The 21,896-nt window shown below is 64.7% G+C and carries 25 protein-coding genes and 1 tRNA gene; 17 read left to right on the top strand and 9 right to left on the bottom strand.

Translation table 11 applies throughout. From position 1 onward, the window contains the following. The coding region (locus JOY90_RS02405; protein WP_291689571.1) for a DUF5107 domain-containing protein at positions 1 to 504 on the bottom strand (504 nt) is incomplete at its 3' end. 367 nt (positions 505 to 871) lie between these two features. Here JOY90_RS02405 and JOY90_RS02400 point away from each other — a divergent pair. After that, on the top strand, positions 872 to 1,024 hold the full coding sequence (locus JOY90_RS02400) for a hypothetical protein (protein WP_291689570.1): 153 nt from the start codon (positions 872 to 874) through the stop codon (positions 1,022 to 1,024). Beyond that, positions 1,021 to 1,413, top strand: a complete 393-nt coding sequence (locus JOY90_RS02395) for a type II toxin-antitoxin system VapC family toxin (RefSeq protein WP_291689569.1) — start codon at positions 1,021 to 1,023, stop codon at positions 1,411 to 1,413. Before JOY90_RS02400 ends, JOY90_RS02395 begins: the two co-directional genes overlap by 4 nt. Before the next feature lie 62 nt (positions 1,414 to 1,475). Here the strand turns inward: JOY90_RS02395 and JOY90_RS02390 are convergent. Beyond that, a tRNA-Ser gene (locus JOY90_RS02390) sits at positions 1,476 to 1,565 on the bottom strand. 172 nt (positions 1,566 to 1,737) lie between these two features. Here JOY90_RS02390 and JOY90_RS02385 point away from each other — a divergent pair. Then, on the top strand, positions 1,738 to 2,607 hold the full coding sequence (locus JOY90_RS02385) for an alpha/beta hydrolase (RefSeq protein ID WP_291689568.1): 870 nt from the start codon (positions 1,738 to 1,740) through the stop codon (positions 2,605 to 2,607). A gap of 130 nt (positions 2,608 to 2,737) precedes the next feature. On the opposite strand, the gene JOY90_RS02380 is transcribed toward JOY90_RS02385, so the two are convergent. After that, positions 2,738 to 2,935 (bottom strand): hypothetical protein, encoded by a 198-nt coding sequence (locus JOY90_RS02380; RefSeq protein ID WP_291689567.1) that lies wholly within the window; start codon positions 2,933 to 2,935, stop codon positions 2,738 to 2,740. 116 nt (positions 2,936 to 3,051) lie between these two features. Then, a complete protein-coding gene (locus JOY90_RS02375; RefSeq protein WP_291689566.1) occupies positions 3,052 to 4,158 on the bottom strand; it encodes an ROK family protein in 1,107 nt (368 codons plus the stop codon). 364 nt (positions 4,159 to 4,522) lie between these two features. Here JOY90_RS02375 and rplU point away from each other — a divergent pair, with 364 nt between their 5' ends. From rplU to JOY90_RS02360, 3 genes are all read left to right on the top strand, one after another. Then, positions 4,523 to 4,912, top strand: coding sequence for a 50S ribosomal protein L21 (rplU, locus tag JOY90_RS02370; protein ID WP_291689565.1), 390 nt, complete (start codon positions 4,523 to 4,525; stop codon positions 4,910 to 4,912). A 149-nt stretch (positions 4,913 to 5,061) separates the two neighbouring features. Then, complete coding sequence (gene rpmA, locus JOY90_RS02365; protein WP_291689564.1) at positions 5,062 to 5,334, top strand: 50S ribosomal protein L27; 273 nt, start codon at positions 5,062 to 5,064, stop codon at positions 5,332 to 5,334. 147 nt (positions 5,335 to 5,481) lie between these two features. Further along, positions 5,482 to 6,084 carry a GNAT family N-acetyltransferase gene (locus JOY90_RS02360; RefSeq protein WP_291689563.1) on the top strand — a complete coding sequence of 201 codons (603 nt, stop codon included), beginning with the start codon at positions 5,482 to 5,484 and terminating at the stop codon, positions 6,082 to 6,084. Between the two features lie 15 nt (positions 6,085 to 6,099). Here JOY90_RS02360 and JOY90_RS02355 read toward each other — a convergent pair whose 3' ends face one another. Further along, positions 6,100 to 7,017: a DMT family transporter gene (locus JOY90_RS02355; RefSeq protein WP_291689562.1), complete on the bottom strand. Its 918-nt coding sequence runs from the start codon at positions 7,015 to 7,017 to the stop codon at positions 6,100 to 6,102. 102 nt (positions 7,018 to 7,119) lie between these two features. On the opposite strand from JOY90_RS02355, the gene JOY90_RS02350 reads away from it, so the two are divergent. The 3 genes from JOY90_RS02350 (at position 7,120) to JOY90_RS02340 (ending at position 8,951) form a co-directional block, all read left to right on the top strand. After that, entirely contained in the window at positions 7,120 to 7,602 is a 483-nt protein-coding gene (locus tag JOY90_RS02350) for a MaoC family dehydratase (protein ID WP_291689561.1), read from the top strand. A 170-nt stretch (positions 7,603 to 7,772) separates the two neighbouring features. Next, positions 7,773 to 8,264 (top strand): hypothetical protein, encoded by a 492-nt coding sequence (locus tag JOY90_RS02345; protein ID WP_291689560.1) that lies wholly within the window; start codon positions 7,773 to 7,775, stop codon positions 8,262 to 8,264. A gap of 12 nt (positions 8,265 to 8,276) precedes the next feature. After that, positions 8,277 to 8,951: a class I SAM-dependent methyltransferase gene (locus tag JOY90_RS02340; protein WP_291689559.1), complete on the top strand. Its 675-nt coding sequence runs from the start codon at positions 8,277 to 8,279 to the stop codon at positions 8,949 to 8,951. On the opposite strand, the gene JOY90_RS02335 is transcribed toward JOY90_RS02340, so the two are convergent. Continuing rightward, the gene (locus JOY90_RS02335; RefSeq protein ID WP_291689558.1) at positions 8,923 to 12,129 is read right to left on the bottom strand and encodes an AAA family ATPase; all 3,207 of its coding nucleotides are present in this window, start codon (positions 12,127 to 12,129) and stop codon (positions 8,923 to 8,925) included. The genes JOY90_RS02340 and JOY90_RS02335 overlap by 29 nt on opposite strands. Positions 12,130 to 12,408: 279 nt before the next feature. Beyond that, complete coding sequence (locus JOY90_RS02330; protein ID WP_291689557.1) at positions 12,409 to 13,407, bottom strand: ABC transporter substrate-binding protein; 999 nt, start codon at positions 13,405 to 13,407, stop codon at positions 12,409 to 12,411. A gap of 148 nt (positions 13,408 to 13,555) precedes the next feature. Between JOY90_RS02330 and obgE the strand changes: the two genes are divergently transcribed. Further along, on the top strand, positions 13,556 to 14,596 hold the full coding sequence (gene obgE / locus JOY90_RS02325) for a GTPase ObgE (protein WP_291689556.1): 1,041 nt from the start codon (positions 13,556 to 13,558) through the stop codon (positions 14,594 to 14,596). A 73-nt stretch (positions 14,597 to 14,669) separates the two neighbouring features. Next, complete coding sequence (gene proB, locus JOY90_RS02320; RefSeq protein WP_291689555.1) at positions 14,670 to 15,812, top strand: glutamate 5-kinase; 1,143 nt, start codon at positions 14,670 to 14,672, stop codon at positions 15,810 to 15,812. 5 nt (positions 15,813 to 15,817) lie between these two features. Here proB and JOY90_RS02315 read toward each other — a convergent pair whose 3' ends face one another. Together JOY90_RS02315 and JOY90_RS02310 are read right to left on the bottom strand one after the other, a co-directional pair. Continuing rightward, the gene (locus JOY90_RS02315) at positions 15,818 to 16,114 is read right to left on the bottom strand and encodes a type II toxin-antitoxin system RelE/ParE family toxin (protein ID WP_291689554.1); all 297 of its coding nucleotides are present in this window, start codon (positions 16,112 to 16,114) and stop codon (positions 15,818 to 15,820) included. Next, positions 16,104 to 16,382 carry a type II toxin-antitoxin system ParD family antitoxin gene (locus tag JOY90_RS02310; RefSeq protein ID WP_291689553.1) on the bottom strand — a complete coding sequence of 93 codons (279 nt, stop codon included), beginning with the start codon at positions 16,380 to 16,382 and terminating at the stop codon, positions 16,104 to 16,106. The genes JOY90_RS02315 and JOY90_RS02310 overlap by 11 nt, the downstream gene beginning before the upstream one ends. Before the next feature lie 211 nt (positions 16,383 to 16,593). Here JOY90_RS02310 and JOY90_RS02305 point away from each other — a divergent pair, with 211 nt between their 5' ends. The 6 genes from JOY90_RS02305 to JOY90_RS02280 form a co-directional block, all read left to right on the top strand. Beyond that, the gene (locus JOY90_RS02305) at positions 16,594 to 17,886 is read left to right on the top strand and encodes a glutamate-5-semialdehyde dehydrogenase (RefSeq protein WP_291689552.1); all 1,293 of its coding nucleotides are present in this window, start codon (positions 16,594 to 16,596) and stop codon (positions 17,884 to 17,886) included. A gap of 59 nt (positions 17,887 to 17,945) precedes the next feature. Continuing rightward, positions 17,946 to 18,563 carry a nicotinate-nucleotide adenylyltransferase gene (locus JOY90_RS02300; RefSeq protein WP_291689572.1) on the top strand — a complete coding sequence of 206 codons (618 nt, stop codon included), beginning with the start codon at positions 17,946 to 17,948 and terminating at the stop codon, positions 18,561 to 18,563. A 260-nt stretch (positions 18,564 to 18,823) separates the two neighbouring features. Continuing rightward, the gene (gene rsfS, locus JOY90_RS02295) at positions 18,824 to 19,180 is read left to right on the top strand and encodes a ribosome silencing factor (protein ID WP_291689551.1); all 357 of its coding nucleotides are present in this window, start codon (positions 18,824 to 18,826) and stop codon (positions 19,178 to 19,180) included. A gap of 50 nt (positions 19,181 to 19,230) precedes the next feature. After that, on the top strand, positions 19,231 to 19,713 hold the full coding sequence (rlmH, locus tag JOY90_RS02290) for a 23S rRNA (pseudouridine(1915)-N(3))-methyltransferase RlmH (RefSeq protein WP_291689550.1): 483 nt from the start codon (positions 19,231 to 19,233) through the stop codon (positions 19,711 to 19,713). Positions 19,714 to 19,737: 24 nt separating this feature from the next. Beyond that, positions 19,738 to 21,099 (top strand): peptidoglycan DD-metalloendopeptidase family protein, encoded by a 1,362-nt coding sequence (locus JOY90_RS02285; protein WP_291689549.1) that lies wholly within the window; start codon positions 19,738 to 19,740, stop codon positions 21,097 to 21,099. Further along, positions 21,096 to 21,896 (top strand): S41 family peptidase (locus JOY90_RS02280; RefSeq protein ID WP_291689548.1); only part of this gene is annotated, 801 nt, incomplete at its 3' end. The genes JOY90_RS02285 and JOY90_RS02280, both read left to right, overlap by 4 nt.

The following is a 21,896-nucleotide window of genomic DNA, read 5'->3' as shown; positions in this document are numbered from 1 at the left end:
GGCGCGGCCGGCCTTCAGCGTGACAGAGTATGTCGCCTCGATGCCGGTCGCGTCAGCGATGAACCGCCTGGGCGCGGCGGCATAGGCGACGTCGTCCTTGAGCGACATCGCGACGGTCACCTCGTCATCCGCAGCCTTCACCACCGTGAACTGCCACGGCTTCAGCCAGCCCCTGCCATGCTCGGCATCCGGAAAAGTCGGGTAGATGCCGCCATACACCATCAGCCAGTCGTAGTAGAAATTGCCGGCCTTCATGCCGTAGGGCACGCCGACCTCGGTGCGATAGAGCTCCTCGTGGCCGGTCGGCTTGTAGATCATGGACAGGATGCGGCCGCCGAAGTCCGGCACCAGCGTGACTTTCAGATAGCGGTTCTCGAGCACATAGGCCTTGAAGCTGCGATCGACGATCGTGCCCGTGTCGAGCGAGCCGGCGACGAAGCCGTTGTCCGCATCGGTCGCGTATTTCACCGTGCTCCATGTGGTGGTCGCTTCGGTAAGCGACACCCGGTCAGGTTCCGGCGATGCCGCGCGGGCGGCAGCGAACGGAACGACCGCTGCGAGCACCGCAAGAGCGATATGGAAAGGATGACGTCCACGCATGGTGTCTCCGCAGGGATGTCGCAGGGCAGACGGCCGTCCTTGCGCTATCATATTGGCGCACCTGTGGAGCGAGTGCGACAGGACATGGCATCTGCCACCGCGCCGAAGCCGTGACGAGCCCTATATCTGCGCCGTAGCCCTCGCATGTCCGGTGACCATTGACATGTGCGCCACATGTTTCTATGCTTGCTGCATGGGAACGATGGTTCAAATCCGCAACGTTCCGGATGCGTTGCATCGCCGGCTGAAGTCGCGTGCAGCGTTGGCAGGCATGTCGCTGTCCGACTATCTGCTCAGCGAGCTTCGTCAGGTAGCGGAACGGCCGACGCTTGACGAGTTACGCGCGCGGTTGCACAGCCGATCCGAGACGACCCCTTCCGTCGCGCCGGCGGAAGCGGTTCGCGCCGAGCGCGATCGCGCGTGATCGTCGTCGACGCCTCGGCTTTGCTTGAAGTCCTTCTCCGCACGCCGGCAGCGAAAGCGGTGGAAGATCGGCTGTTCGCCCCTCGTCAAACACTCCACGCGCCGCATCTGCTCGATGTCGAAGTCGCCCAGGTGATCCGGCGGTATGCCGCGAACAAGGAAATCGATGGCGAGCGTGGGCGCATGGCACTCGCCGACCTGGCGGACCTGTCCTTGCGGCGATATCCGCACGATTTCCTTCTGCCGCGCATATGGGAGTTACGGAACAATCTGACGGCCTATGACGCCGCCTATGTCGCGCTGGCCGAGGCGCTCGACACACCATTGCTGACGCGCGACAGACGTTTGGCCGCATCCGCCGGCCATCGCGCGCAGATCGAACTGCTATAACTCCATCAGGCTACGCAGCGCACACCTCATGCCGCCGGATAGGCCCGGATAATCAGTACTAGTGGCGGAGAGGGAGGGATTCGAACCCCCGATAGGCTTGCACCTATGCCGCATTTCGAGTGCGGTGCATTCAACCACTCTGCCACCTCTCCAGGGCGCCAAATCGGGGCGAAGCCCCGGTGGTCGGAGCCGTGTAATAGGCGAGGATGGCTGACCAGACAAGCCCGCCGCCGCCGATTTGCCGCACCGCATGTGAAGCTCGGACGGGAACGACCGCTGGTGCTAAGAGTCTGCCCCCTCTCGGGGGAAGAACAGGAGCGGCCGATGATCGAGCATCTCACCCTTCATGCCAATGGCGCGGCGTTCCATGTCGCGCGGGCTGGCCAGGGCAAGCCGCTGCTGCTGCTGCACGGCTGGCCGGAATTCTGGCTGAGCTGGGAACCGGTGATGACGCGCTTGTCCGGCCGCTTCACCGTGCTCGCGCCGGATCTGCGCGGCTTCGGCGAGAGCGACAAGCCGGACGGCCCGTATGGCCCCGAGCAGCATGCGGCCGACATGCTGGCGCTGATGGACGCGCTCGGCGTGCCGAAGGCCGGCGTCATCGGCCATGACGTCGGCGGCGCCGCGATGCAGCCTTTGGCGCGGCGCGCGCCGGATCGGATCGCGGGCCTGTTCCTCTTCGACTTCGTCTATCCCGGCATCGGGCCGCGGATGGGCGCGCCGGACCGGCTCAACCATATCTGGTATCAGTCGTTCCACCAGATGCCGATGGCGCCATCTCTGGTCGGCGCCAGCCGCGAGACCTGCCGGACCTATATCGGCCACTTCCTGCGCGGCTGGTCGCACCGCAAGGCGGCCTTCGACGACGACGTGCTGGAGGCGTTCACCGACAACTTCATGAAGCCCGGCAATCTCGAAGGCGGCTTCGCGCATTATCGCGCTTCCCACGCCGGCCGCGTCGCGATGATGAAGGGCGAGGCGCCGCAGCAGCCGCCGATCGCGGTGCCGACCTGCGTGCGCTGGGCCGAGCGCGATCCGCTCTTTCCGTTCGCCTGGACCGACCGGCTCGGCGAGACCTTCTCCAATCTCGACCTCGCTTTGCTGCCCGGCGTCGGGCATTTCCCGCATCGCGAGGATCCCGACCGTGCCGCCGAGCAGATCGCGACCTTCTTCCAGCACATCGGCTGGGAATGAGAGCGGCCGGGACGGAAGCACGCCGCGGGTAAGGTTAAGAACAGCACCGGTAAAAATACGGGTAAGTCGCGCTTGCGGGAGCGGGCCGGGCCCGGCATAACAACCTCCGGGTGAGCCGATCCTGAAGCACTCATCCGCCGCGCGGACGGGAAAGAATGATCGAGCCAGCGGCCAGGCTGGCTCGATCGGAGTTCGGTAAAAAAGAAAAGACAGAAAATAGATTACGAAGAACGAAGGTGGGACCGCCAATACGCAATACGGTTTTGGCGGTCCCTGCCACATCATGTGCGGGGATGCCGGTGAAGCGCGGTTCCACCGGCGAGCCCATGACGTGACACGCCCACCCTAAACGTCAGCGCGGCTGTCGCAATCTAAAGCCGGTTTTAACCTAACCGTTCAAGGTTACCTCGGCTGTCGCTGCCGTCATTCCCACGGGGAACGGCGCTATTTCTTGTCCTTCTTGTCGTCTTTCTCGTCCTTGCCCTTGCCGTTCTGCTTCCTGCGATTGGTGAAGCGCGCATTGCCGAGGCCGGTGCCGATGGTGAGCACGCCCCAGCGCTCGACATCCTGCATGAACGGCACCTCGGCGAGCCCCTGCACCACGCCGTCATTGTGCATCAGCATCGCAGTATCGTGATCTCCGATGGTGGGAATTCCCTCGGCGAGCAGGGCCGGCAGGTTGAACTTGCTACTCTCCCAGTTGCCGGGCAGGTTCTGCGCGCCCTTCTCGATTCCACCGTCCTCGTTGATGACGCCGGGACAGGCGATGCCGATGAACGGCGCGAGCTTGAAACCCTCCTCTTCCGCGGCGGCGATCAAGTCCTTCAGCATCTTGGTGAGCCGCTTCACCGCACCCTCGCGGGTCGGCTCGTCGTCGGCATGGCGCCACAGATGGGCCTTCCATACCTCGGCTTTCGAGAGATCGGGGGCCTTCTTCCAGCGCGTCTCGACCACGCCGCAGCGGATGTTGGTGCCGCCGATGTCGACGGCAAGGATGCTGTCATGGCCCTCGAAGATCCAGGATGGCGCCAGATGCAGCGCGCCGATCAGCGCGGCCTCGTCGGGATCGAAGCGGATCGGCATCATCTCGATCTCGAAATCCTCCGCCTTCAGGATGATCTCGGTGCGCGCGATTGCGAGCTCGCCGAGGCGCGAGGCGCGAAAGCCGCCGCCGACCACGATGTGCTCGGTCTTCGCCCAGGCCTTGGTCCTGAGGAAACGTCGCGTGACATGGGCGAGCTCCTGCGCGAACTCCTCGATCGCGCTGTGGACGACGGCGGACGCCTCGGTGTCGTCGCCGACCAGCATCTCGTCCAGCGCCTTCTTGCTGATCGTCTCCGACGGCAGGTCGCCGAACGGGTCCTTGCCGGTCTTGCGCAGCGGCTTGCGCCAACGGTCGAAGATCTTGCGGAACGCGCCCTTGGAGGCGCGGTCGCCGAGAAAGCCCTCGTCGTCCTTGAGCTCGACATTGAAGCTGTCGATATCGACCGACGGCAGACGGCTGGCGCCGTGACGGGCGATGCCCGCGGTGGAGACGGTATCTTCGGCCATGGAGTGTCCCTGCCTGGGGTGGAAGCCGGGGACAACGGCTGGGGAACTTTTTGGTTTCAGGGGGCGGGCCGGGCGACTGACGAATCAGTGAGTAGCGAAGGCTGCCAGCTATTCGCTACTCCCTACTCGCGCCTTTCCAGGGCCAAATCCTTCATTTTGGAAGCGTTTTTGGCCTCGGCTGCTTGACTCGCGGCCTTCCGCCGCTATAAGTCTCCGCAACCGGCGCGACCTTTCTCGCGCCGCTTGTTTTTGCGCCCCTCCAAGAGGGCGCTGACATTCCACCACGACTGAACAACACGACTGAACAAGAAGCCGGCCCGGGCTTTCGTCCCGAGGCCGGGATCGAACACGAAGGACAACAACGATGTTCGCAGTCATCAAGACCGGCGGCCGGCAATACCGCGTCGTCCCGGATGATGTGCTCGAGATAGGCAAGATCGACGGCGAGGTCGGCACCATCGTGCAGCTCGGCGAGGTGCTGGTATTGGGCGGCGACACGCCGACCCTCGGCGTCCCCACCGTGGCCGGCGCCTCCGTCGCCGCGGAGGTGCTGCAGCACAAGCGCGGGCCGAAGGTGATCGCGTTCAAGAAGCGCCGCCGCAAGAACTCGCGCCGCAAGCGCGGCTACCGCGACGAGCTGACGGTGCTGCGAATCACCGAGATCCTCGCCGACGACGCCAAGCCCTCGATCGGCCCGCGGCCGAAACGGGAGAAGAAGGCGAAGGCCGGCGCCGAGGAGGCGACCGCGGAATAGACGCGGCAAAACCGCGCACTTTGTCGGGCGCGCGCGTGATCCAGCGCACATGGTGGATCGAATGCTGCGCGCCGCCGACAGAGTTGAGAAAAAGTGAAATGATTCCTTCAAGGAATTGACCTAATAGATCGGGTAGTTGGAGACGAGCCATGGCTCACAAGAAAGCAGGCGGTTCATCGCGGAACGGACGTGATTCCAAGGGTAAACGCCTTGGCATCAAGGCCTATGGTGGCGAGCGCGTGATTCCCGGCAACATCATTGCCCGGCAGCGCGGCACCACCTGGCACCCCGGCCTCAATGTCGGCATGGGGACCGACCATACCCTCTTCGCCAAGATCGAGGGTGTCGTCGAATTCCGCGCCAAGGCCAATGGCCGCACTTTCGTATCGGTTCGTCCGATGACGGAGGCTGCAGCCGAGTAGACGGTGGACGATCATGAGTCCGCCGGGATCCTGACGAACCGGCGGGGCTCAGCAGGGCTCCAAGGGAGAGGCGGGAAACCGGCCTCTCTTTTTTATTCTTGCGTGTATTGCGTGAATTGATTTCGAGCGAGCCTCAAGGAGCCGGACATGCTGCAGGACTATCCGATAGCGACGTCGACCAGGCGCGCGGCTGTGCCATGCACCCTCGAGACCGAGCGGCTCCTGCTCCGCCGCCCGACGCTCGCCGACGTGTCCGCGATCGCGCGGCTCGCCAACGACCGCCGCATCGCCGAGCACACCCGTCGCCTGCCGTATCCCTATTCCCAGGACCACGCGGTCGCCTTCGTGCGCACGATGGCCGACGACGGCCAGGCGATCACGTTCCTGATCGAGCACAACTACGTGCCGGTCGGCGTGACCAGCATCGAGTGGCGCGAAGCCTGCGAGCCGGAGCTCGGCTACTGGCTCGGCGTGGACCATTGGGGCCAGGGTTTCGGCACCGAGGCCGCGCGGGCGGTGATCGATCATTTCTTCGAGCAGGACGACGTCGGCCACCTCCATGCCGGCGCGCGCGTGGCAAACCCCGCCTCGCGCAACGTGCTGGAGAAGTGCGGCTTCCAGTGGAGCGGCGTCGAGCTGCACCGCTTCGAGGCGCTCGGCTCGTCGGCGCCGGTGGACCGCTTCCGCCTCTCCCGGAGCGTCTGGTCGTCGCTGAAGAACTGGGCGAGCTCGACGCGGCGCGAGGGGTGACGGCCGCGAGCGGTCTCACGCCGGCGGATTGACCGCGACTTCCTCGCGTCCGAGCGCGCGCTCGCGCAGGAAGATATAGAGACCCGCGCCGATGATGATCGCGGCCCCCGCGATCGTCGCCGGCTGCGGCACGTCGCCGAACACGACGAAGCCGAACAGCACCGCCCAGACGATCATGGAATACTGATAGGGCACCACCACGCTGGCCGGCGCGAGCTTGAGCGAGCGGTTGACGCAGAACAACGCGGTGACCGAGATCAGGCCGGCGGCCGCGAACAGCACGAAGCTCTGCCGGCTCGGCGTCACCCAGCCGAACGGCGACATCGCGGCTCCCAGCAGGAAAGTGCCAATGAATTGCGAAGTCGCCATCACGATATCGGCGGTGGCGCGCAGATGGCGCGTGATCAGCATCAAGACCGAGAACGACAGGCTGCCGCCGAGCGCGATCAGCGCGGGCCAGCTGATGGTCTGTGCCGAGGGCCGCAGCGCGATCAGGACGCCTGCGAAGCCGATCAGGATCGCGCTCCAGCGCCGCCAGCCGATGCGCTCGCCGAGCACGATCCCCGACAGCGCGGTGACGAAGATCGGACAGGCGAGATAATAGGTCACGACGTCGGCGAGCGGCAGGTAGGCGACGGCGAGGAAGAACGCCGCGACCTCGACGGTCGAGAGCACCGCACGGAGCAATTGCAGCCACGGCCGCTCCATGCGCAAAAACTCGGCGCGGTGCCGCCAGATCAACGGCGACAGCGCAATCAGCGCCGCGCAGGCGCGCAGCCACATCAATTGCCCGACGGCATAGGTCGCGACGATGTACTTGCCGAGCGCGTCGCCGAACGAGAACATCGATATCGACAGCAGCATCAACCCGATGCCGGCGAGCCGCGCCGAGGGCGCGTCGTTGTGTGGCGAGATTTTCGCAAGTAAAGTCATTGGTCCCCGGCGAGACGTCGTGACAGCCGATTAGCAGGTTACCGACGGTCTCTCCAGCGTCATTGCCCCGCGAATGACGCCGATACCATGCAAGGAATCCGCATGCCCGAGTTCGATCCCGCTGCGCATCGCATGATCGCCGAGCAGCGCTGGTTCGAGGATTTCGCCGTCGGCGAGCGCTTCGTGCTGCCGAGCCGCACCATGACGAGCGCGGTATTCGCCGCGTTCCAGGCCGCGAGCGGCGATACCCATCCGGTGCATTACGACGTCGAATATTGCCGCGCCCGTGGCATGCCGGACCTGCTCGCGCACGGCTTCCAGACCCTGATCCACACCGCGCCGGGCGCCGGCACGTTTCCGTTCATGGTGGAGGAATCGCTGGTCGGCTTCCTCGAGCAGTCGAGCCGTTTCGCAAAGCCGGTCTATGCCGGCGACACCCTCTATCCCGCGCTGGAGGTGGCCGAGCTGACGCCGGGACGGTCGACCGGCGTCGTGACCCTGTGCAGCACGGTGTTCAACCAGCGCCGCGAGCTCGTGCTGGAGGGGATGCAGAAGTTTCTGATAAGGCGCAGGCCCAAGCCCTGACGGAGTAGACAGCCGCGACGCAACCTTCGACCGAGCAGCGGTGATAGCCGCAGATTCCAGGTGTTGCATTGAGGCGCAAATGATAGGGTGCTACAAATTGGCCTTGGCCTGCTCGGCTCGATTTCCATCGATGGACGATTGAACAAACGTACTTGTTGCGGGAGGAGTTCATGGGTTTCTATATGAAGGAAGACGACATCTACATTTCCTCGCTCATTGATCTGTTCAACCTGAGGTTTGCGCCTGTGCCAATCTCGAGAGACTTGAACAAGGAGGAGCTGTTTGGCGGGATCGAGGAGATGGCCCAGCTTCAATCGCAGTTCAACATTTTCCGGACGGACCTGCCATTCTCGAAAAGCGCTGCTGTGCTTGGGCTCGGCGGCCTGTACAACGCTCGGGCAAAGAACCGCTGGTACACGCTACTGGAGAAGCTTCCAGACAATGGAGACCAGCAAATCGCCGACGCCCTGGTTGATAACTTCAAGAAAAAGCCGCCGCTGCCGTGTTACATGTGCTCGCATCATGCGAGCCCGAAATCCGAAAACAGGGTGATCATCACCCAGGGCCAGCCCCTGTTCTACCTCGAGCAGGATTATCTGATCATTTCGCTGCCGATGGCGCCACGGCGGCTTCCGGGTGCAGGAAAAAAGAAGGGCAAATAGACCGAACCGTCGATGGCCCGGACATCGAAACGGAGGTCCGCTTCCGGCAGCCGGGAAGAGACCGAGCTGGCGACAGTGCACGCCGGCATTTCCGATTATTATTCCGCCAAGGTCAGGAAGTTCGGTACGACGCCGCCGGGCGTGGACTGGACCTGCCTGCCCACGCAGGAATTGCGCTTCGTTCAACTGCTGAGGATGTGCGACGTCACGTCGCCATTTTCGCTGAACGATCTGGGCTGCGGCTACGGGGCACTGCTGTCCTATCTGGACCGCTATCATCCCGCCTCCCGCATCGACTATCTCGGAATCGATCTCTCACCGGCCATGCTGCGGCGCGCTCGACGGTTGTGGCACAACCGCGCCAACGTTGCCTTTGCGCAGGGCAGCTTCAGCCAGCGTCTTGCCGACTATTCGGTCGCCAGCGGAATTTTCAATGTCCAGCAGGACCAGCCTCGGGACGTCTGGGAGCGATTCGTCGCCGTCACGCTCCGGCGGCTGCACGGCACCAGCCGGCGCGGATTTGCGGTGAATTTTATCGATGCCGGCTCCGTCGCACGGGACGGGATTTATTCGGCCGAGCCAGCCCAATGGAGCCGCTACTGCATCCGCGAGTTGGGCGCCACGACGGAGATCATCGACGGATATGGCTTGCGAGAATTCACACTCGTTGTCCGTCGTGCGGCATGACGTAGCGAGACAATAGACTGCGAGCTTCTTTCAGCAATCCTTCGTAAATGCAAGCGCCGGTACGCTCAATCAGCGTCTCGGCGCCATCGAGCAGCATCTTCGCCTCATCCGCCGCCTGGCTACCTCTCGCTGCAAGCAACGCCCCGCCAAGCGTGATTTGAGCGCGGCACTCGGGCAGGCGAGCGGTCCGATTGCGTGCGACGGCGATGGCCTCGTTCGCGGTCTCGATCGCCTTGTCGACTTCGCCGCTCCTCGCCAGGAAATCAGCCAGGCTGGCCAACAGTTCCGGCTCGAATTCCATCGAGACGTGCGCTTCGCGAAGCAGTCGAAGAGCCTCACTCGTGGCGCGGATGCCGCTGCCATAGTCGTGTACGATGCCGTGCGCGATGCCCTCGCAAGCCAACGCGTAGAGGCGAAGGTAGGCGCTGCCGTGGCGCGCCGCTATCGCAACGACCTGCGTGAGGTAATCGCGAGCCATGGAAACATCACCGAGGCACCAGGCCAGCTCGACATAGGCGAAGTTGGCGATGATCTGCACCGTAGGGGCGATCAGTCCCGGAATAGCCAGCATACGATCGAAACATGCGCGAGCAGCGTCGAACCTGCCAAGCCGAAGCAGGATGCGACCACGCAAGCTCAGTGTCCAGTGCTCCACACTATACCCGAGAAATTGATGATCGAAGTCCGTAACGCTGGACACGCCTTCAAGTGCGGCGTCGTTCGCGGATAACGCCTCGCGAAGCAGGCCGGCCCAACCATAGGCCTGGCTAAGGGAGGCGTTCAGAGTAGCAACGCGGCCGCGGTCGCGATCCAAGTCTATCAGGGACAAAGCCTGCTCGACGCGCTCGACGTAAGCGTCAGCCGCACCGCCGCTTGCAGCAGCAATCCGGCCTTCCACGAAGAACAGCAGCGGAACCATCGAGTCATCGATCGCGCGCGCCCATTCCAGGGCCTCCTGGATGAAGGGTTGCGCCTCCTCCGAGGTCATCCCTTCGCGCCAGCCGAGCCATGCTATCTGTCCGCTTGCCTCTATTCGCAGCGCATCGTTGGCAGGCGTTCTTGGCTGATGGGCCTTCAGCGTACGGACCTTGTGCCAATGCTTGATCGCCTGCGCCGGACTGGTCGACCCTACCCAGCGGGCGGCGCGCGCCGCGTAGTCGGCCGCCGTGTCGATTTCGCCGGCCTCCTCGAAATGATGGGACAGCAGCGCCGCGAACTCGCTGTGCCGTCCGGGATAAAATCGCTCGATGGCACGCCCGACCGCCGCATGCAGGGCGCCGCGCCGCGCTCGCAACTGGGTCGAATACGCCACTTCCTGGATGAGGGGGTGACGGAAACTGTAACCGCGACTCTCCGCAAAATAGCGCGGCTGCAACAAGCCCGCCGCGCGGAGCCGGTCCAGAGAGGATTCGATCTCGACCGGCTTCCAACCCGCAACCTCCTGCAGAACGGCCAATTGAAAGTCCTTGCCGATGATAGCCGCGATCTGCAGCAGATCGCGTTCCGGCTGTGCCAGCCGGTCGATGCGGGCGCCGATCACGGCCTGAACGGTGGGCGGGAGTACGTCGGCGCCGCCGATCATGCCGCGCCGGTAATCACCCCGTTCGCCCACGAGCACGACGTGTTCGACCAGGGACCGAACAAGCTCTTCCGCAAAAAATGGATTGCCTCCGCTGCGCGAGACCACCTGCCGGCGAATCTCGGACAGCTCGGGCCGGAGACCAACCAGCTCGTTGATCAGGTGGTCGGCATCCGAGGGATTCAATTCGGCGAGCTCGATCTGCTGGTAGTGCGGCGGCCGCATCCACGGCGCGGAATAGGCAGGACGGCAGTTGACGATCAACACGGTCTTGGTCGACGTAACTTCGTCCGCCAGCGTTGCAACGAACTCTTCGCTCGCCTGATCAAGCCAATGCAAATCCTCGATGATGATAACGGACGCGACAGTTCCGCGTTGCCGGATCAAGTGGCGGACGATATCGAGCAGCCGCGCGTTGCGTCCCTTTGGATTGATCCACGCGGGTTGACTTTGATCATATTTGATGCCGAGGAAATCACACACCAATGGCACGTCGGCTTCGAACGTCGAGCCCAGCTCGGCGAGACGGATCGCGATCTGTCGCGCAGCACCGTTCGGGTCGTCGTCCGGCGAAACGTTGAAATAGGTGGAGCGCAGAAACTCCAGCACCGGCTGCAGAGGCGTCGTCGCTCCAAAGGGCTGGGCGCGAGCTTCGAACACCGGGATCAGTCGTCCCCGACACCATTCGGCAAACTCGTAGCAAAGCCGGCTCTTGCCGGTACCCGGCGCTCCCACGATCGCTATGACCCGGGACCCGTCCGTCTCGACTGCGGCCAGGGCCCGCTGCAGCAATGTGAGTTCGCGGTCGCGGCCGCGAAAACTGGTCAAGACGACGCCGCGAAATTGCTGGCTTGCGACCGCTGGCTTGAGGCCCTTGAACAGGAATAATTCGATGGCCTCAGGAACGCCGCGCAAGCGACGGCGGCCCAATGGATCGACGTCGCAAAATGCGCGCACCAGGCGGTAGGTCTCGTCCGTCAGGCAAATGCCGCCCGGCTCGACTTCCGCAGGCAGGCGGCTCGCAAGATGAATGGTCATGCCATATGCGCCGCGGTCGCCCGTCGGCTCGGCGAGCGGTGCATCCACCACGATCTCACCGGAGTGCATTCCGACACGAACCGACATTGCCGCTTCCCGCAGGCTCGACGAGTCTCGGATAGCGAGCGCCGCCTCGCATGCGAGCAAGGCGTGTCTTTCGTGCGCGCGAGGCGCACCGAACAGCGCCAGAATGCCGTCTCCCAACGTTCGGACGACCGTACCTTCGAAGCGTTCGACCGCTTCACACATCGCGTCGAGCAGGGGCTTCAGATGCTCCATGGCATCTTCGGGATCGAGCCGCGCAACTATTTCCGTGGAGGAGACCAGGTCGGCAAATAATACCGTGACCTGCTTGAGCTCGCCCCGGACGGCACGCGTCGGTTGCGATGGGACCAGGGGGCGAATCATCGGTGCAAGGGGACTGCCACACGCCCCGCAAAAGGCCGAAGCAGGTGGATTTACATTCCCGCAAGCGGCGCAGGTGGCGGGAAGGGGGACGCCGCAGCCATGACAGAAGCGGTTTGACGCCGCATACTCTTCACCACACTGTCTGCAACGCATCCGATTCTCATCCAGATATGGACTGGGCCGACGGAGGTCAGGTGTTCATTTTGCCGCGTTGTTCATCCGAAATCGACCTGTCTGAACCTGTCGCGAACGATCAGGCCCAAGACATCCCAAGAGATCCCAAGACATCATTATTAGAGCCACTGGACAACCAATTCCAGTCGGCCGGTCTCTGTGGCCTTCTTTGAGTTGAAACGAAATTCATGGCTTTGCTGGCTGCGGTCAGCGCGGAAGCCGGCGTCACAGCGCCGCAGGCGCGGAAATCCCGAAGTCCTATTCAACCACCTCGTCGGCGGAGGCGAGCAGGGTTGCAGGCACGGCGAGCCCGAGCGATCTGGCGGCTTTCAGATTGAGCGACAGCTCGAATTTCGTGGCCTGATAGAACGGGATGTCGCCGGGATCGGCGCCCCGCAGGATGGCGTCGATATTGTCCGCGGCGCGCTTGCTCAACTCCACCGCGTCGAAGGCATAGGCCATCAGCCCGCCGGCTTCGACGAATTCCGCGAATGGATAGATCGCGGGCATCGCCGCGTCCGCGATCAGGGCGGCGATCACGGCACGGTTTGCCGTGCTATCGGGGTTTTCGCCGACCATGAGGCCGTTGGCGCCGCGGCGTTGAGCCCGCGCGATCGCCTCGCGATAGGCGACCTCGCCGGTCGGCGCGTCGACCAGGCTCGCGATCAGGTCGATGCCGGCCGCTTCGCCTGCATCGTGGATGTCATGGCCCTGGCCGCCCTCCCATTGGCTGCGCAGCGTGACACAGGCGAGCTTCGCCAGCTTCGGAAACATCTCGCGCAACAGCGCGATGCGCTTGCCATAGATCGAGGGGCCGGTGTCGACGCTGACGCCCGTGATGTTGCCCCCGGGATGCGCGAGCGTCCGGATCAGCCCCTGCGCGACCGGATCGCCGGTCAGCGTCACGATCGGAATCCGGCTCGTCGCCTGCTGGAACAGCTTCGCGCCGACGCCGACGACATACACGACATCGGGCTTGCTGTTGATGATTTCGGTGACGAGCGCTGCGGCGCCGGCGCTGCCGCGTTCGCGGCCACAACGATCGACGGCAAGGTTCTCGCCTTCGACATGCCCGAGCCGGCGCAGCTCCGCGAACAGGGCTGCGTAGTAGCGGCTCTCGCTGTTCTCCCGCATCACGGCTGCAGGCTCGAACGGGCTGAAGATCGCAAGATGCCGGCCGGCCGCTCGTTGTGCGCGCGCCGCGAGCGGCGACAGCATCGCGCCGCCGATCAGCCCGATCACGTGACGCCGTCGCATTCGCCGCCGCTCCGCTCACTCCTGGGCAAAAGCTATACCAGCCCGGAACGGCGGAACATCGCACATATTGGCGAGGATCAAGGCTTTCGGCGCAATTCGCCCGGCCCAAGGGTTGCCGCACCCCCGCAGCTGGCTTACCTAGACCGGCATGAAATTCCTTGACGAAGCCAAGGTCTATGTCCGCTCCGGCGACGGCGGCAATGGCTGCGTCGCATTCCGGCGCGAGAAGTTCATCGAGTTCGGTGGCCCTTCCGGCGGCAATGGCGGCCGCGGCGGCGACGTCGTGATCGAGGTGGTGGACGGGCTGAACACGCTGATCGACTACCGCTATCAGCAGCACTTCAAGGCCCAGAAGGGCGAGAACGGCATGGGCAAGGACCGCCATGGCGCCGGCGGCAAGCCGATCGTGCTGAAGGTGCCGGTCGGCACCCAGGTGTTCGACGAGGACCGCGAGACCCTGCTGCACGATTTCACCACGCTCGGCGAGCGCTTCGTGCTGGCGAGCGGCGGCAATGGCGGCTTCGGCAACGCGCATTTCAAGTCCGCGACCAATCGCGCCCCGCGTCACGCCAATCCCGGCCAGCCGGGCGAGGAGCGCTGGATCTGGCTGCGGCTGAAGCTGATCGCGGATGCGGGCCTGGTCGGGCTGCCCAATGCCGGCAAGTCGACCTTCCTCGCCAAGGTCAGCGCGGCCAGGCCGAAGATCGCCGACTATCCCTTCACCACGCTGCATCCCCAGCTTGGCGTCGTGAACGCCGACGGCCGCGAATTCGTGCTCGCCGACATCCCGGGCCTGATCGAAGGCGCGCACGAGGGCGCCGGCCTCGGCGACCGCTTCCTCGGCCATGTCGAGCGCTGCCGCGTGCTGCTGCATCTCGTCGACGCCACCTGTGAGCACGCCGGCAAGGCCTACAAGACCGTGCGCCACGAGCTCGAAGCCTATGGCGGGCAGCTCACGGAGAAGATCGAGATCGTCGCGCTGAACAAGATCGACGCAGTCGAGCCGGACGAATTGAAGAAGCAGAAGGACCGGCTGAAGCGCGCGGCGAAAAAGACGCCACTCCTGCTCTCCGGCGCGACCGGGGCCGGCGTGAAGGAGGCCTTGCGGGCGCTGGCCGACGTGGTCGGCGAAAAGCCGGTCACCACCAAGGCCAAGCGGGCCGCCGAAGCCGAGCCCTGGACCGCCTGAAGGCGGGTCTGCCACTTCCAAATGCGGCCCGTGGCGCGTATGGCTTCATCAAAGTCTCCATCTCCGAACACCGATGCATCGCCCGCAGCTCAAGAATTTCCGCCGTATCGTCGTCAAGGTCGGCTCCTCGCTCCTGATCGATTCCGATGCCGGCGAGGTGCGCGCGGCCTGGCTCGCGGCGCTCGCCGCCGATCTGGCAAGACTGCACGGCGAGGGCCGCGAGGTGCTGATCGTGTCGTCGGGCTCGATCGCGCTCGGCCGCAGCCGCCTGAAACTGCCGCGCGGCCCGCTGAAGCTGGAGGAGAGCCAGGCCGCGGCCGCGGTCGGACAGATCGCGCTGGCGCGAATCTGGTCGGAGGTGCTCGGCCACCACGGCATCGGCGCCGGGCAGATCCTGGTGACCTTGCAGGACACCGAGGAACGCCGCCGCTATCTCAACGCGCGCTCGACCATCGCAAAGCTCCTGGAATGGCATGCGGTGCCGGTGATCAACGAGAACGACACCGTGGCCACCAGCGAGATCCGCTATGGCGACAACGACCGGCTCGCCGCGCGCGTCGCCACCATGGCGAGCGCCGACCTGCTGATCCTGCTGTCCGACATCGACGGGCTCTATGATTCGCCGCCGGCGCAGAATCCGGACGCCAGGCTGATCCCGGTGGTCAGAAGCGTCACCGCCGAGATCGAGGCGATGGCCGGTGAGGCCGGCTCGGAGCTGTCGCGCGGCGGCATGCGCACCAAGATCGAGGCGGCCAAGATCGCGACCACCGGCGGCACCCACATGCTGATCGCCTCCGGCAAGATCGAACATCCCTTGCAGGCGATCGCCGACGGCGGACGCTGCACATGGTTCCTGACGCCGGCAAACCCCGTCACCGCGCGAAAACGCTGGATCGCGGGCTCGCTGGAGCCGAAGGGCACGCTGACCATCGACGCCGGCGCCGTCAGCGCGCTGCGCGCGGGAAAAAGCCTGTTGCCGGCCGGCGTGATCCGGGTCGACGGCCAGTTCGCCCGCGGCGACGCCGTGGTGGTGCGCGGCCCCGACACCCACGAGATCGGCCGCGGTCTCGTCGCCTATGACGCCGAGGACGCGGAGAAGATCAAGGGCCGCTCCTCAGGCGACGTGTTGACGATCCTGGGCATCTCGGGGCGGGCGGAGATGATCCACCGGGATGATCTGGTCGTCGGCGGCGCGAGGCAGGCCGGTCGGGGCTGAAGGCGTCAGATCATGTCGACGGGATCGATGTCCTGCCGGCCGTGCATCACGCGCACGACCTCCACGCCATCCGCGAGCGGGAGATAGAAGATCACATAGTTTCCGGCGGCGAAGCTGCGCAAGCTGGTCCGCAACTCACTCCGCTGGCGACCGGCAAACGGATTGTCTGTGAGCATCTCGAAAACGTCACCGATGCGATCCATCAGACGATTTGCAGCGAGGACACTCTCGGCCGCGATGTAACTCCAGATCAAATCCAGATCAGCTTCCGCCTGCGGAAGCTTGCGAAATCTATTCGCCACGTTTGGCTGCGGCCAAACGCTGCCGTCCCCGCTCCTTGACCCGGTCCATCATTTCCCTGACCTCGACCTCCTCCGCCGGACCGCTGTCGATGCCCTTCTGGATCTCCGCGCGCAGCGCTTCCAGCTTCGCCTTGCGCTGCTCCTCGCGCTCCTCGAGCAGACGCAGCCCCTCGCGCAAAACCTCGCTTGCAGTCGCGTAACGACCGCTCTCGAGCAGGCTCTCGATGAACCCTTCGAAATGTTCGCCGATGCTGTAGCTGCTGGCCATGGCCGGGCTCCCGAATGGTATCCAAATAATGTATCCAATTATGATATTTAATGCTACCAATGATCCACCGCAACGCCTGGAGACCCGCCGCCGAGGGCCAATTGCGGGCTCATGGATACGCGCACCGCGCGTCAACCATGCCGGTTCCTCGCCTCGCCAGCCCCATCGCCACCGTGCTAGGACTTTGGCTCGAGCGAAGGTTGATCCCGATATGACTGCGTCCCTCAAGTCCATCGATGGCACGGCCGACCTGCCGGCCCTGATGAATGAGCTTGCCGCCGGCGCCCGCGCCGCCGCGCGCATCCTGGCGCTGGCTTCGCCGGAACAGAAGAATCGCGCACTCGAGGCCATGGAGCGCGCGATCCGCGCCGCTACATCGGCGATCCTGGCCGCAAATGCAGAGGACGTTGCCGAGGTCCGCGCCAGCGGCGCCTCCAATGCCTTCATCGACCGGCTGACCCTGACGCCGGGGCGGATCGAGGCGATGGCCGACGGCATCGCGACCGTGCGCAGCATTTCCGATCCGGTCGGCGTCATCACCGAGAGCTGGCAGCGGCCCAACGGCATGGTCATCGAGCGCGTGCGGGTGCCGCTCGGCGTCGTCGCGGTCATCTTCGAGAGCCGCCCCAACGTCACAGCCGATGCCGGCGTGCTGTGCCTGAAATCCGGCAACGCAGTGATCCTGCGCGGCGGCTCGGACAGCTTCCGCTCCTGCCGTGCGATCCATGAGTGCCTGACGACGGGCCTGCGCGAGGCCGGGCTGCCGGTAGCCGCCATCACGCTGGTGCCGACCCGCGACCGCGCCGCGGTGGGCCTGCTGTTGTCGGGTCTCGATGGCGGCATCGACGTCATCGTGCCGCGCGGCGGCAAGAGCCTGGTCGCGCGGGTCGAGGCCGAGGCACGGGTGCCGGTGTTCGCCCATCTCGAAGGCGTCAACCACGTCTATGTCGATCAGGGGGCCGATCTCGAGATGGCCAAGAAGATCGTGCTGAACGCCAAGATGCGCCGTACCGGCGTCTGCGGCGCGGCCGAGACGCTCCTGGTGGATCGCGCCGCGTCGGTCAGCCATCTTGCGCCGCTGGTCGCGATGCTGATCGATGCCGGCTGCGAGGTCCGTGGCGACGAGGCCGTGCAGTGCGCCGACAGGCGCGTCAAGCCGGCCTCTATGGAGGACTGGGACGCCGAATATCTCGACGCCATCATTGCCGCGCGACTCGTCGATGGCGTCGACGGCGCGATCGCCCATATCGGCCGTCATGGCTCGCACCACACCGACGCGATCGTGACCGAGGACGGCAGCGCCGCGCAGAAATTCCTCAACGAGGTCGATTCGGCGATCGTGCTGCACAACGCCTCGACCCAGTTCGCCGATGGCGGCGAGTTCGGTTTTGGCGCGGAGATCGGGATTGCAACGGGAAAATTCCACGCCCGCGGGCCGGTCGGCGTCGAGCAGTTGACGACTTTCAAATATCGAATCCACGGCAGCGGGCAGACGCGGCCATGACCCGTTCCATGACCAGTTCCTTGTGTTAGTCGGGGCACGGTTTGAGAGCAGCGCAAGTCCTGTCGTCCTCGGTTTTCCAGGGCCTTCCGCTCCACACCGACGGCATGCGTATCGGCCTGCTCGGCGGCTCGTTCAATCCGCCGCACCGCGCCCATCGCGCCATCAGCCTGTTCGCGCTCAAGCGGCTCAGGCTCGACCGCGTGTGGTGGCTGGTGTCGCCGGGCAATCCGCTCAAGGACAACGGTCATTTGCGCGAAATCGACCAACGCGCCGAGGCGGCGCGGCGGATGGCGGACGACCCCCGCATCGACGTCACCTGTCTCGAATCCGTCATCGGGACCCGCTACACTGTCGATACGATCATCTACTTGCGCCGCCGCGCTTCCGGCTTGCGTTTCGTCTGGATCATGGGCGCCGACAACCTTGCGCAGTTTCATCGCTGGCAGAACTGGCAGCGCATCGCGACCACGGTGCCGATGGCCGTGATCGATCGCCCCCCACAGAGTTTCCGTGCGCTTAACGCGCCGGCCGCGCAGGCGCTGGCGCGCTATCGTTTGCCCGAAAGCGAGGCCGGTCGGCTGGCTGCGCACCGTCCGCCAGCCTGGGTGTTCCTGCCCGGGTTGAAGCTCAGCCTGTCCTCGACGGGCCTGAGGAACCCCGACGGCAGTTGGAAGTAATCATCCGGCAGTCCCAGCATAGTCCGAGGTAGTGCCGGGAACGCTACAGATAGGTCAAGGCCCTCGGAACCAAATGATTGGGGTACTGGATATTGAAACCGTTAACCCCACATGGCTAGAATGGTCCGTGGGCGCCGGACAGAGATTCGGCGGCCGCGATACAGCGAAAGGACTGGTCCCTGACCACACCTGTATTGTCCAAGTCTGTTTTACCCAAGTCTGAACAGACCCCGCGTAAAACATCGACCCAGGCCGCGGCCTTGCAGGCGCCGAGCGACGCCGACAAGACGCTGAAACTGATCCTCTCCCGCCTCGACGACATGAAGGCGGAAGAGACCATCGCCATCGACCTTCGCGGCAAATCGGCATTTTCCGACTACATGGTCATCACCTCGGGCCGGGCCAACCGGCACGTCGGCGCGATCGCGGAAAACGTCGCCAAGGGCCTGAAGGAATCCGGGATCAACGGCATCCATGTCGAGGGCCTGCCCAATTGCGACTGGGTGTTGATCGATTGCGGCGACGTGATCGTGCACGTCTTCAGACCCGAGGTGCGCGAGTTCTACAATCTCGAGCGATTGTGGACACAGGGCCCGTCGGCGGCGAAGGTGATCTGAGGCCGGCGTCGGCCGATGCGATCGGGTGCCGCGCGTGCTAGCCTGCACGCATGCGCATGATCGTGATCGCCGTCGGCAGGCTGAAGCAGGGTCCGGAACGCGAGCTCGTGGACCGCTATCGCCAGCGGTTCGACGATCTCGGACGCCGGCTCGGCTTCCGCAGTATCGACATCCATGAAATCGCCGAAAGCCGGGCGCGGGAAACCACGGCCCGCATGATAGAGGAAGCGGCCGCGATTTCGGCGGTCATTCCGGAAAAGTCCCAGCTTGTCATCCTCGACGAGCGCGGCGAAAATATCGATAGCGGTCGATTTGCCGCATTTGTCGGCCGGCTGCGGGATGATTCCACCGGTCATGCTACCTTTGTCATCGGCGGCGCGGACGGACTTTCGCCCGAATTTCGGCGCAAGGGGAGGCTCAGCGTCGCGTTCGGGGCCGCGACTTGGCCACACCAGATGGTTCGTATTATGCTCCTGGAACAGCTTTACCGGGCCGCGACGATCCTGGCGGGCCATCCCTATCACCGCGGCTAGGACGCGACAGTCCCCGAAGACCTGATGCAGAACGCGCGCACCTTTCATCCGAGCGAGGGAGCCGGCCGGCTCGGCCGCTTTCGCCTCTCCTTGTTGCTGGCGTCGGCGGTATTCGCCGGCGCCGTGCCGGCCGGGGCACAGAGCCTGACCGATCAGCCGCCGGGTGCTGCAGTCTCGCCGGATGCGGTCAAGCAGCGCGAAAAGGAGCTGGAAGCCGTCCGGCAGGAGCAGCAGAACGCGCTGGCGGCACAGCAGAAGATCAAGGCCGACATCGCGGCGATCGGCGAGGATCGCGCCAAGCTCAACCAGAGGGTGATCGAAATCGCGAGCCAGGTGCGGACCGTCGAGGGCAACATCAGCGATGCCGAGGGGCGCCTGCGCACGCTGGATCAGCGCGAGGATCAGTTGCGGGGCTCGCTCACCTCGCGCCGGTCCGAGGTGGTCGAAGTGCTGGCGGCACTGCAGCGCGCCGGACGCCGCTCGCCGCCGGCCCTCCTGATTCGGCCCGACGATGCCCTGCAATCGCTGCGAACCGCGATGCTGTTCGGCGCCGTCGTTCCCGACCTGCGCGCCCGTGCCGAGCGGCTCGCCACCGATCTCGGCGAGCTCGTCGCGCTGCGCAAGTCGATCAACGAGGAGCATGATCGCCTCGCCATTGCTCGCGACAGCCTGAAAAGCGACCAGGTGCAGCTCGCTGCCCTGATCGAGCAGCGCCAGCGCAAGCAGGCGGTGATGGAAAAGGACATGGAGGCCGAGGGCGCGCGCGCTGTCGCCTTCGCCAAGCAGATCGATGACCTGCAGGGCCTGATCTCCAAGATGGAGCAGGACGTGAGGAGCGCGGCAAGAGCCGCTGCTTCAGCCACCCTCCAGGGCGCGCCGGCGCCTCCCAGCGGCAAACCCGATCTGGCGGCCTTGAGGAACCCGGGCCGCCAGAGCCCTGCCATCGCGTTTGCCTCGGCCAAGGGCATGTTCTCTTTTCCGGTGAACGGCACCAAGATCCACGATTTCGGCGCGTCCGACGGCGCCGGCGGTATCGAAAAAGGCATTTCTTTGGCAGCGCGTGCCGGCGCGCAGGTCACAACGCCGTGTGACGGTTGGGTGGTTTACGCCGGCCCCTTCCGGAGCTACGGACAACTCTTGATCCTCAACGCCGGTGGCGGGTATCATGTCCTGATCGCCGGGATGGAGCGCATTTCGGTCAACATCGGACAGTTTGTGCAAACGGGGGAGCCGGTCGCGACCATGGGATCGACGTCCCAGGTCGCGTCGATTCTGGCAGCCAATGCGGGCCAGCCTGTGCTCTATGTCGAGTTCCGCAAGGACGGCACTCCAATTGACCCAGGCCCATGGTGGGCCGCAAATGAAGGCGAAAAGGTTCGCGGATGATGCGCAAGACTTCAGTTATCCTCCTGAGCGCTGCCACCGGTGCGGCTTTGGTGTTGTTGGCGACCCAGCCTCGCGCGGTGCTGATGGGATCGACCGCGCGCGCCGCGACCGCCGACACCTATCGCCAGCTCAACCTGTTCGGCGACGTGTTCGAGCGGGTGCGCAGCGACTATGTCGAGAAGCCCGACGACAGCAAGCTCGTGGAGAGCGCCATCAGCGGCATGCTGTCCGGCCTCGATCCGCACTCGAGCTACATGGACGCGAAGAGTTTCCGCGACATGCAGGTGCAGACCCGCGGTGAGTTCGGCGGCCTCGGCATCGAGGTGACCATGGAGGACGGGCTGATCAAGGTGGTCTCTCCCATCGATGATACGCCGGCCTCCAAGGCGGGCATTCTCGCCAACGACATCATCACCATGCTGGACGACGAGCAGGTGCAGGGCCTGACCCTGAACCAGGCGGTCGAGAAGATGCGCGGGCCGGTCAACACCAAGATCAAGCTGAAGATCGTCCGCAAGGGCACAGACAACCCGATCGACGTCACGCTGGTGCGTGACAACATCCGCGTCCGCTCGGTGCGCGCGCATGTCGAGGCCGACGACATCGGCTACATCCGCATCACCACCTACAACGAGCAGACCACCGAGGGCCTGAAGAAGGAAATCGCCAATCTGCAGAATCAGATCGGCGACAAGCTGAAGGGCTTCGTCATCGATCTGCGCAACAATCCCGGCGGCCTCCTGGAAGAGGCGGTGACGGTGTCCGACACCTTCCTCGAGCGCGGCGAGATCGTCTCG

This window comes from Bradyrhizobium sp. (genome assembly GCF_019242285.1).
Lineage (GTDB): Bacteria > Pseudomonadota > Alphaproteobacteria > Rhizobiales > Xanthobacteraceae > Bradyrhizobium.
This window is presented reverse-complemented; position numbering and strand designations above follow the sequence as displayed.

Excerpts from the sequence above, each read along its gene's own strand:
- JOY90_RS02375 (WP_291689566.1), bottom strand. The coding sequence starts at position 4,158 with ATGGCCGAAGATACCGTCTCCACCGCGGGCATCGCCCGTCACGGCGCC.
- JOY90_RS02380 (WP_291689567.1), bottom strand. The coding sequence starts at position 2,935 with ATGGGCTCGCCGGTGGAACCGCGCTTCACCGGCATCCCCGCACATGAT.
- JOY90_RS02310 (WP_291689553.1), bottom strand. The coding sequence starts at position 16,382 with ATGGCCAGCAGCTACAGCATCGGCGAACATTTCGAAGGGTTCATCGAG.
- JOY90_RS02360 (WP_291689563.1), top strand. The coding sequence starts at position 5,482 with ATGCTGCAGGACTATCCGATAGCGACGTCGACCAGGCGCGCGGCTGTG.
- rpmA (WP_291689564.1), top strand. The coding sequence starts at position 5,062 with ATGGCTCACAAGAAAGCAGGCGGTTCATCGCGGAACGGACGTGATTCC.
- JOY90_RS02345 (WP_291689560.1), top strand. The coding sequence starts at position 7,773 with ATGGGTTTCTATATGAAGGAAGACGACATCTACATTTCCTCGCTCATT.
- obgE (WP_291689556.1), top strand. The coding sequence starts at position 13,556 with ATGAAATTCCTTGACGAAGCCAAGGTCTATGTCCGCTCCGGCGACGGC.
- JOY90_RS02385 (WP_291689568.1), top strand. The coding sequence starts at position 1,738 with ATGATCGAGCATCTCACCCTTCATGCCAATGGCGCGGCGTTCCATGTC.
- JOY90_RS02285 (WP_291689549.1), top strand. The coding sequence starts at position 19,738 with ATGCAGAACGCGCGCACCTTTCATCCGAGCGAGGGAGCCGGCCGGCTC.
- rplU (WP_291689565.1), top strand. The coding sequence starts at position 4,523 with ATGTTCGCAGTCATCAAGACCGGCGGCCGGCAATACCGCGTCGTCCCG.
- JOY90_RS02340 (WP_291689559.1), top strand. The coding sequence starts at position 8,277 with ATGGCCCGGACATCGAAACGGAGGTCCGCTTCCGGCAGCCGGGAAGAG.
- proB (WP_291689555.1), top strand. The coding sequence starts at position 14,670 with ATGCATCGCCCGCAGCTCAAGAATTTCCGCCGTATCGTCGTCAAGGTC.
- JOY90_RS02400 (WP_291689570.1), top strand. The coding sequence starts at position 872 with ATGTCGCTGTCCGACTATCTGCTCAGCGAGCTTCGTCAGGTAGCGGAA.
- JOY90_RS02355 (WP_291689562.1), bottom strand. The coding sequence starts at position 7,017 with ATGACTTTACTTGCGAAAATCTCGCCACACAACGACGCGCCCTCGGCG.
- JOY90_RS02350 (WP_291689561.1), top strand. The coding sequence starts at position 7,120 with ATGCCCGAGTTCGATCCCGCTGCGCATCGCATGATCGCCGAGCAGCGC.
- JOY90_RS02335 (WP_291689558.1), bottom strand. The coding sequence starts at position 12,129 with ATGCGTTGCAGACAGTGTGGTGAAGAGTATGCGGCGTCAAACCGCTTC.
- JOY90_RS02330 (WP_291689557.1), bottom strand. The coding sequence starts at position 13,407 with ATGCGACGGCGTCACGTGATCGGGCTGATCGGCGGCGCGATGCTGTCG.
- rlmH (WP_291689550.1), top strand. The coding sequence starts at position 19,231 with ATGCGCATGATCGTGATCGCCGTCGGCAGGCTGAAGCAGGGTCCGGAA.
- JOY90_RS02305 (WP_291689552.1), top strand. The coding sequence starts at position 16,594 with ATGACTGCGTCCCTCAAGTCCATCGATGGCACGGCCGACCTGCCGGCC.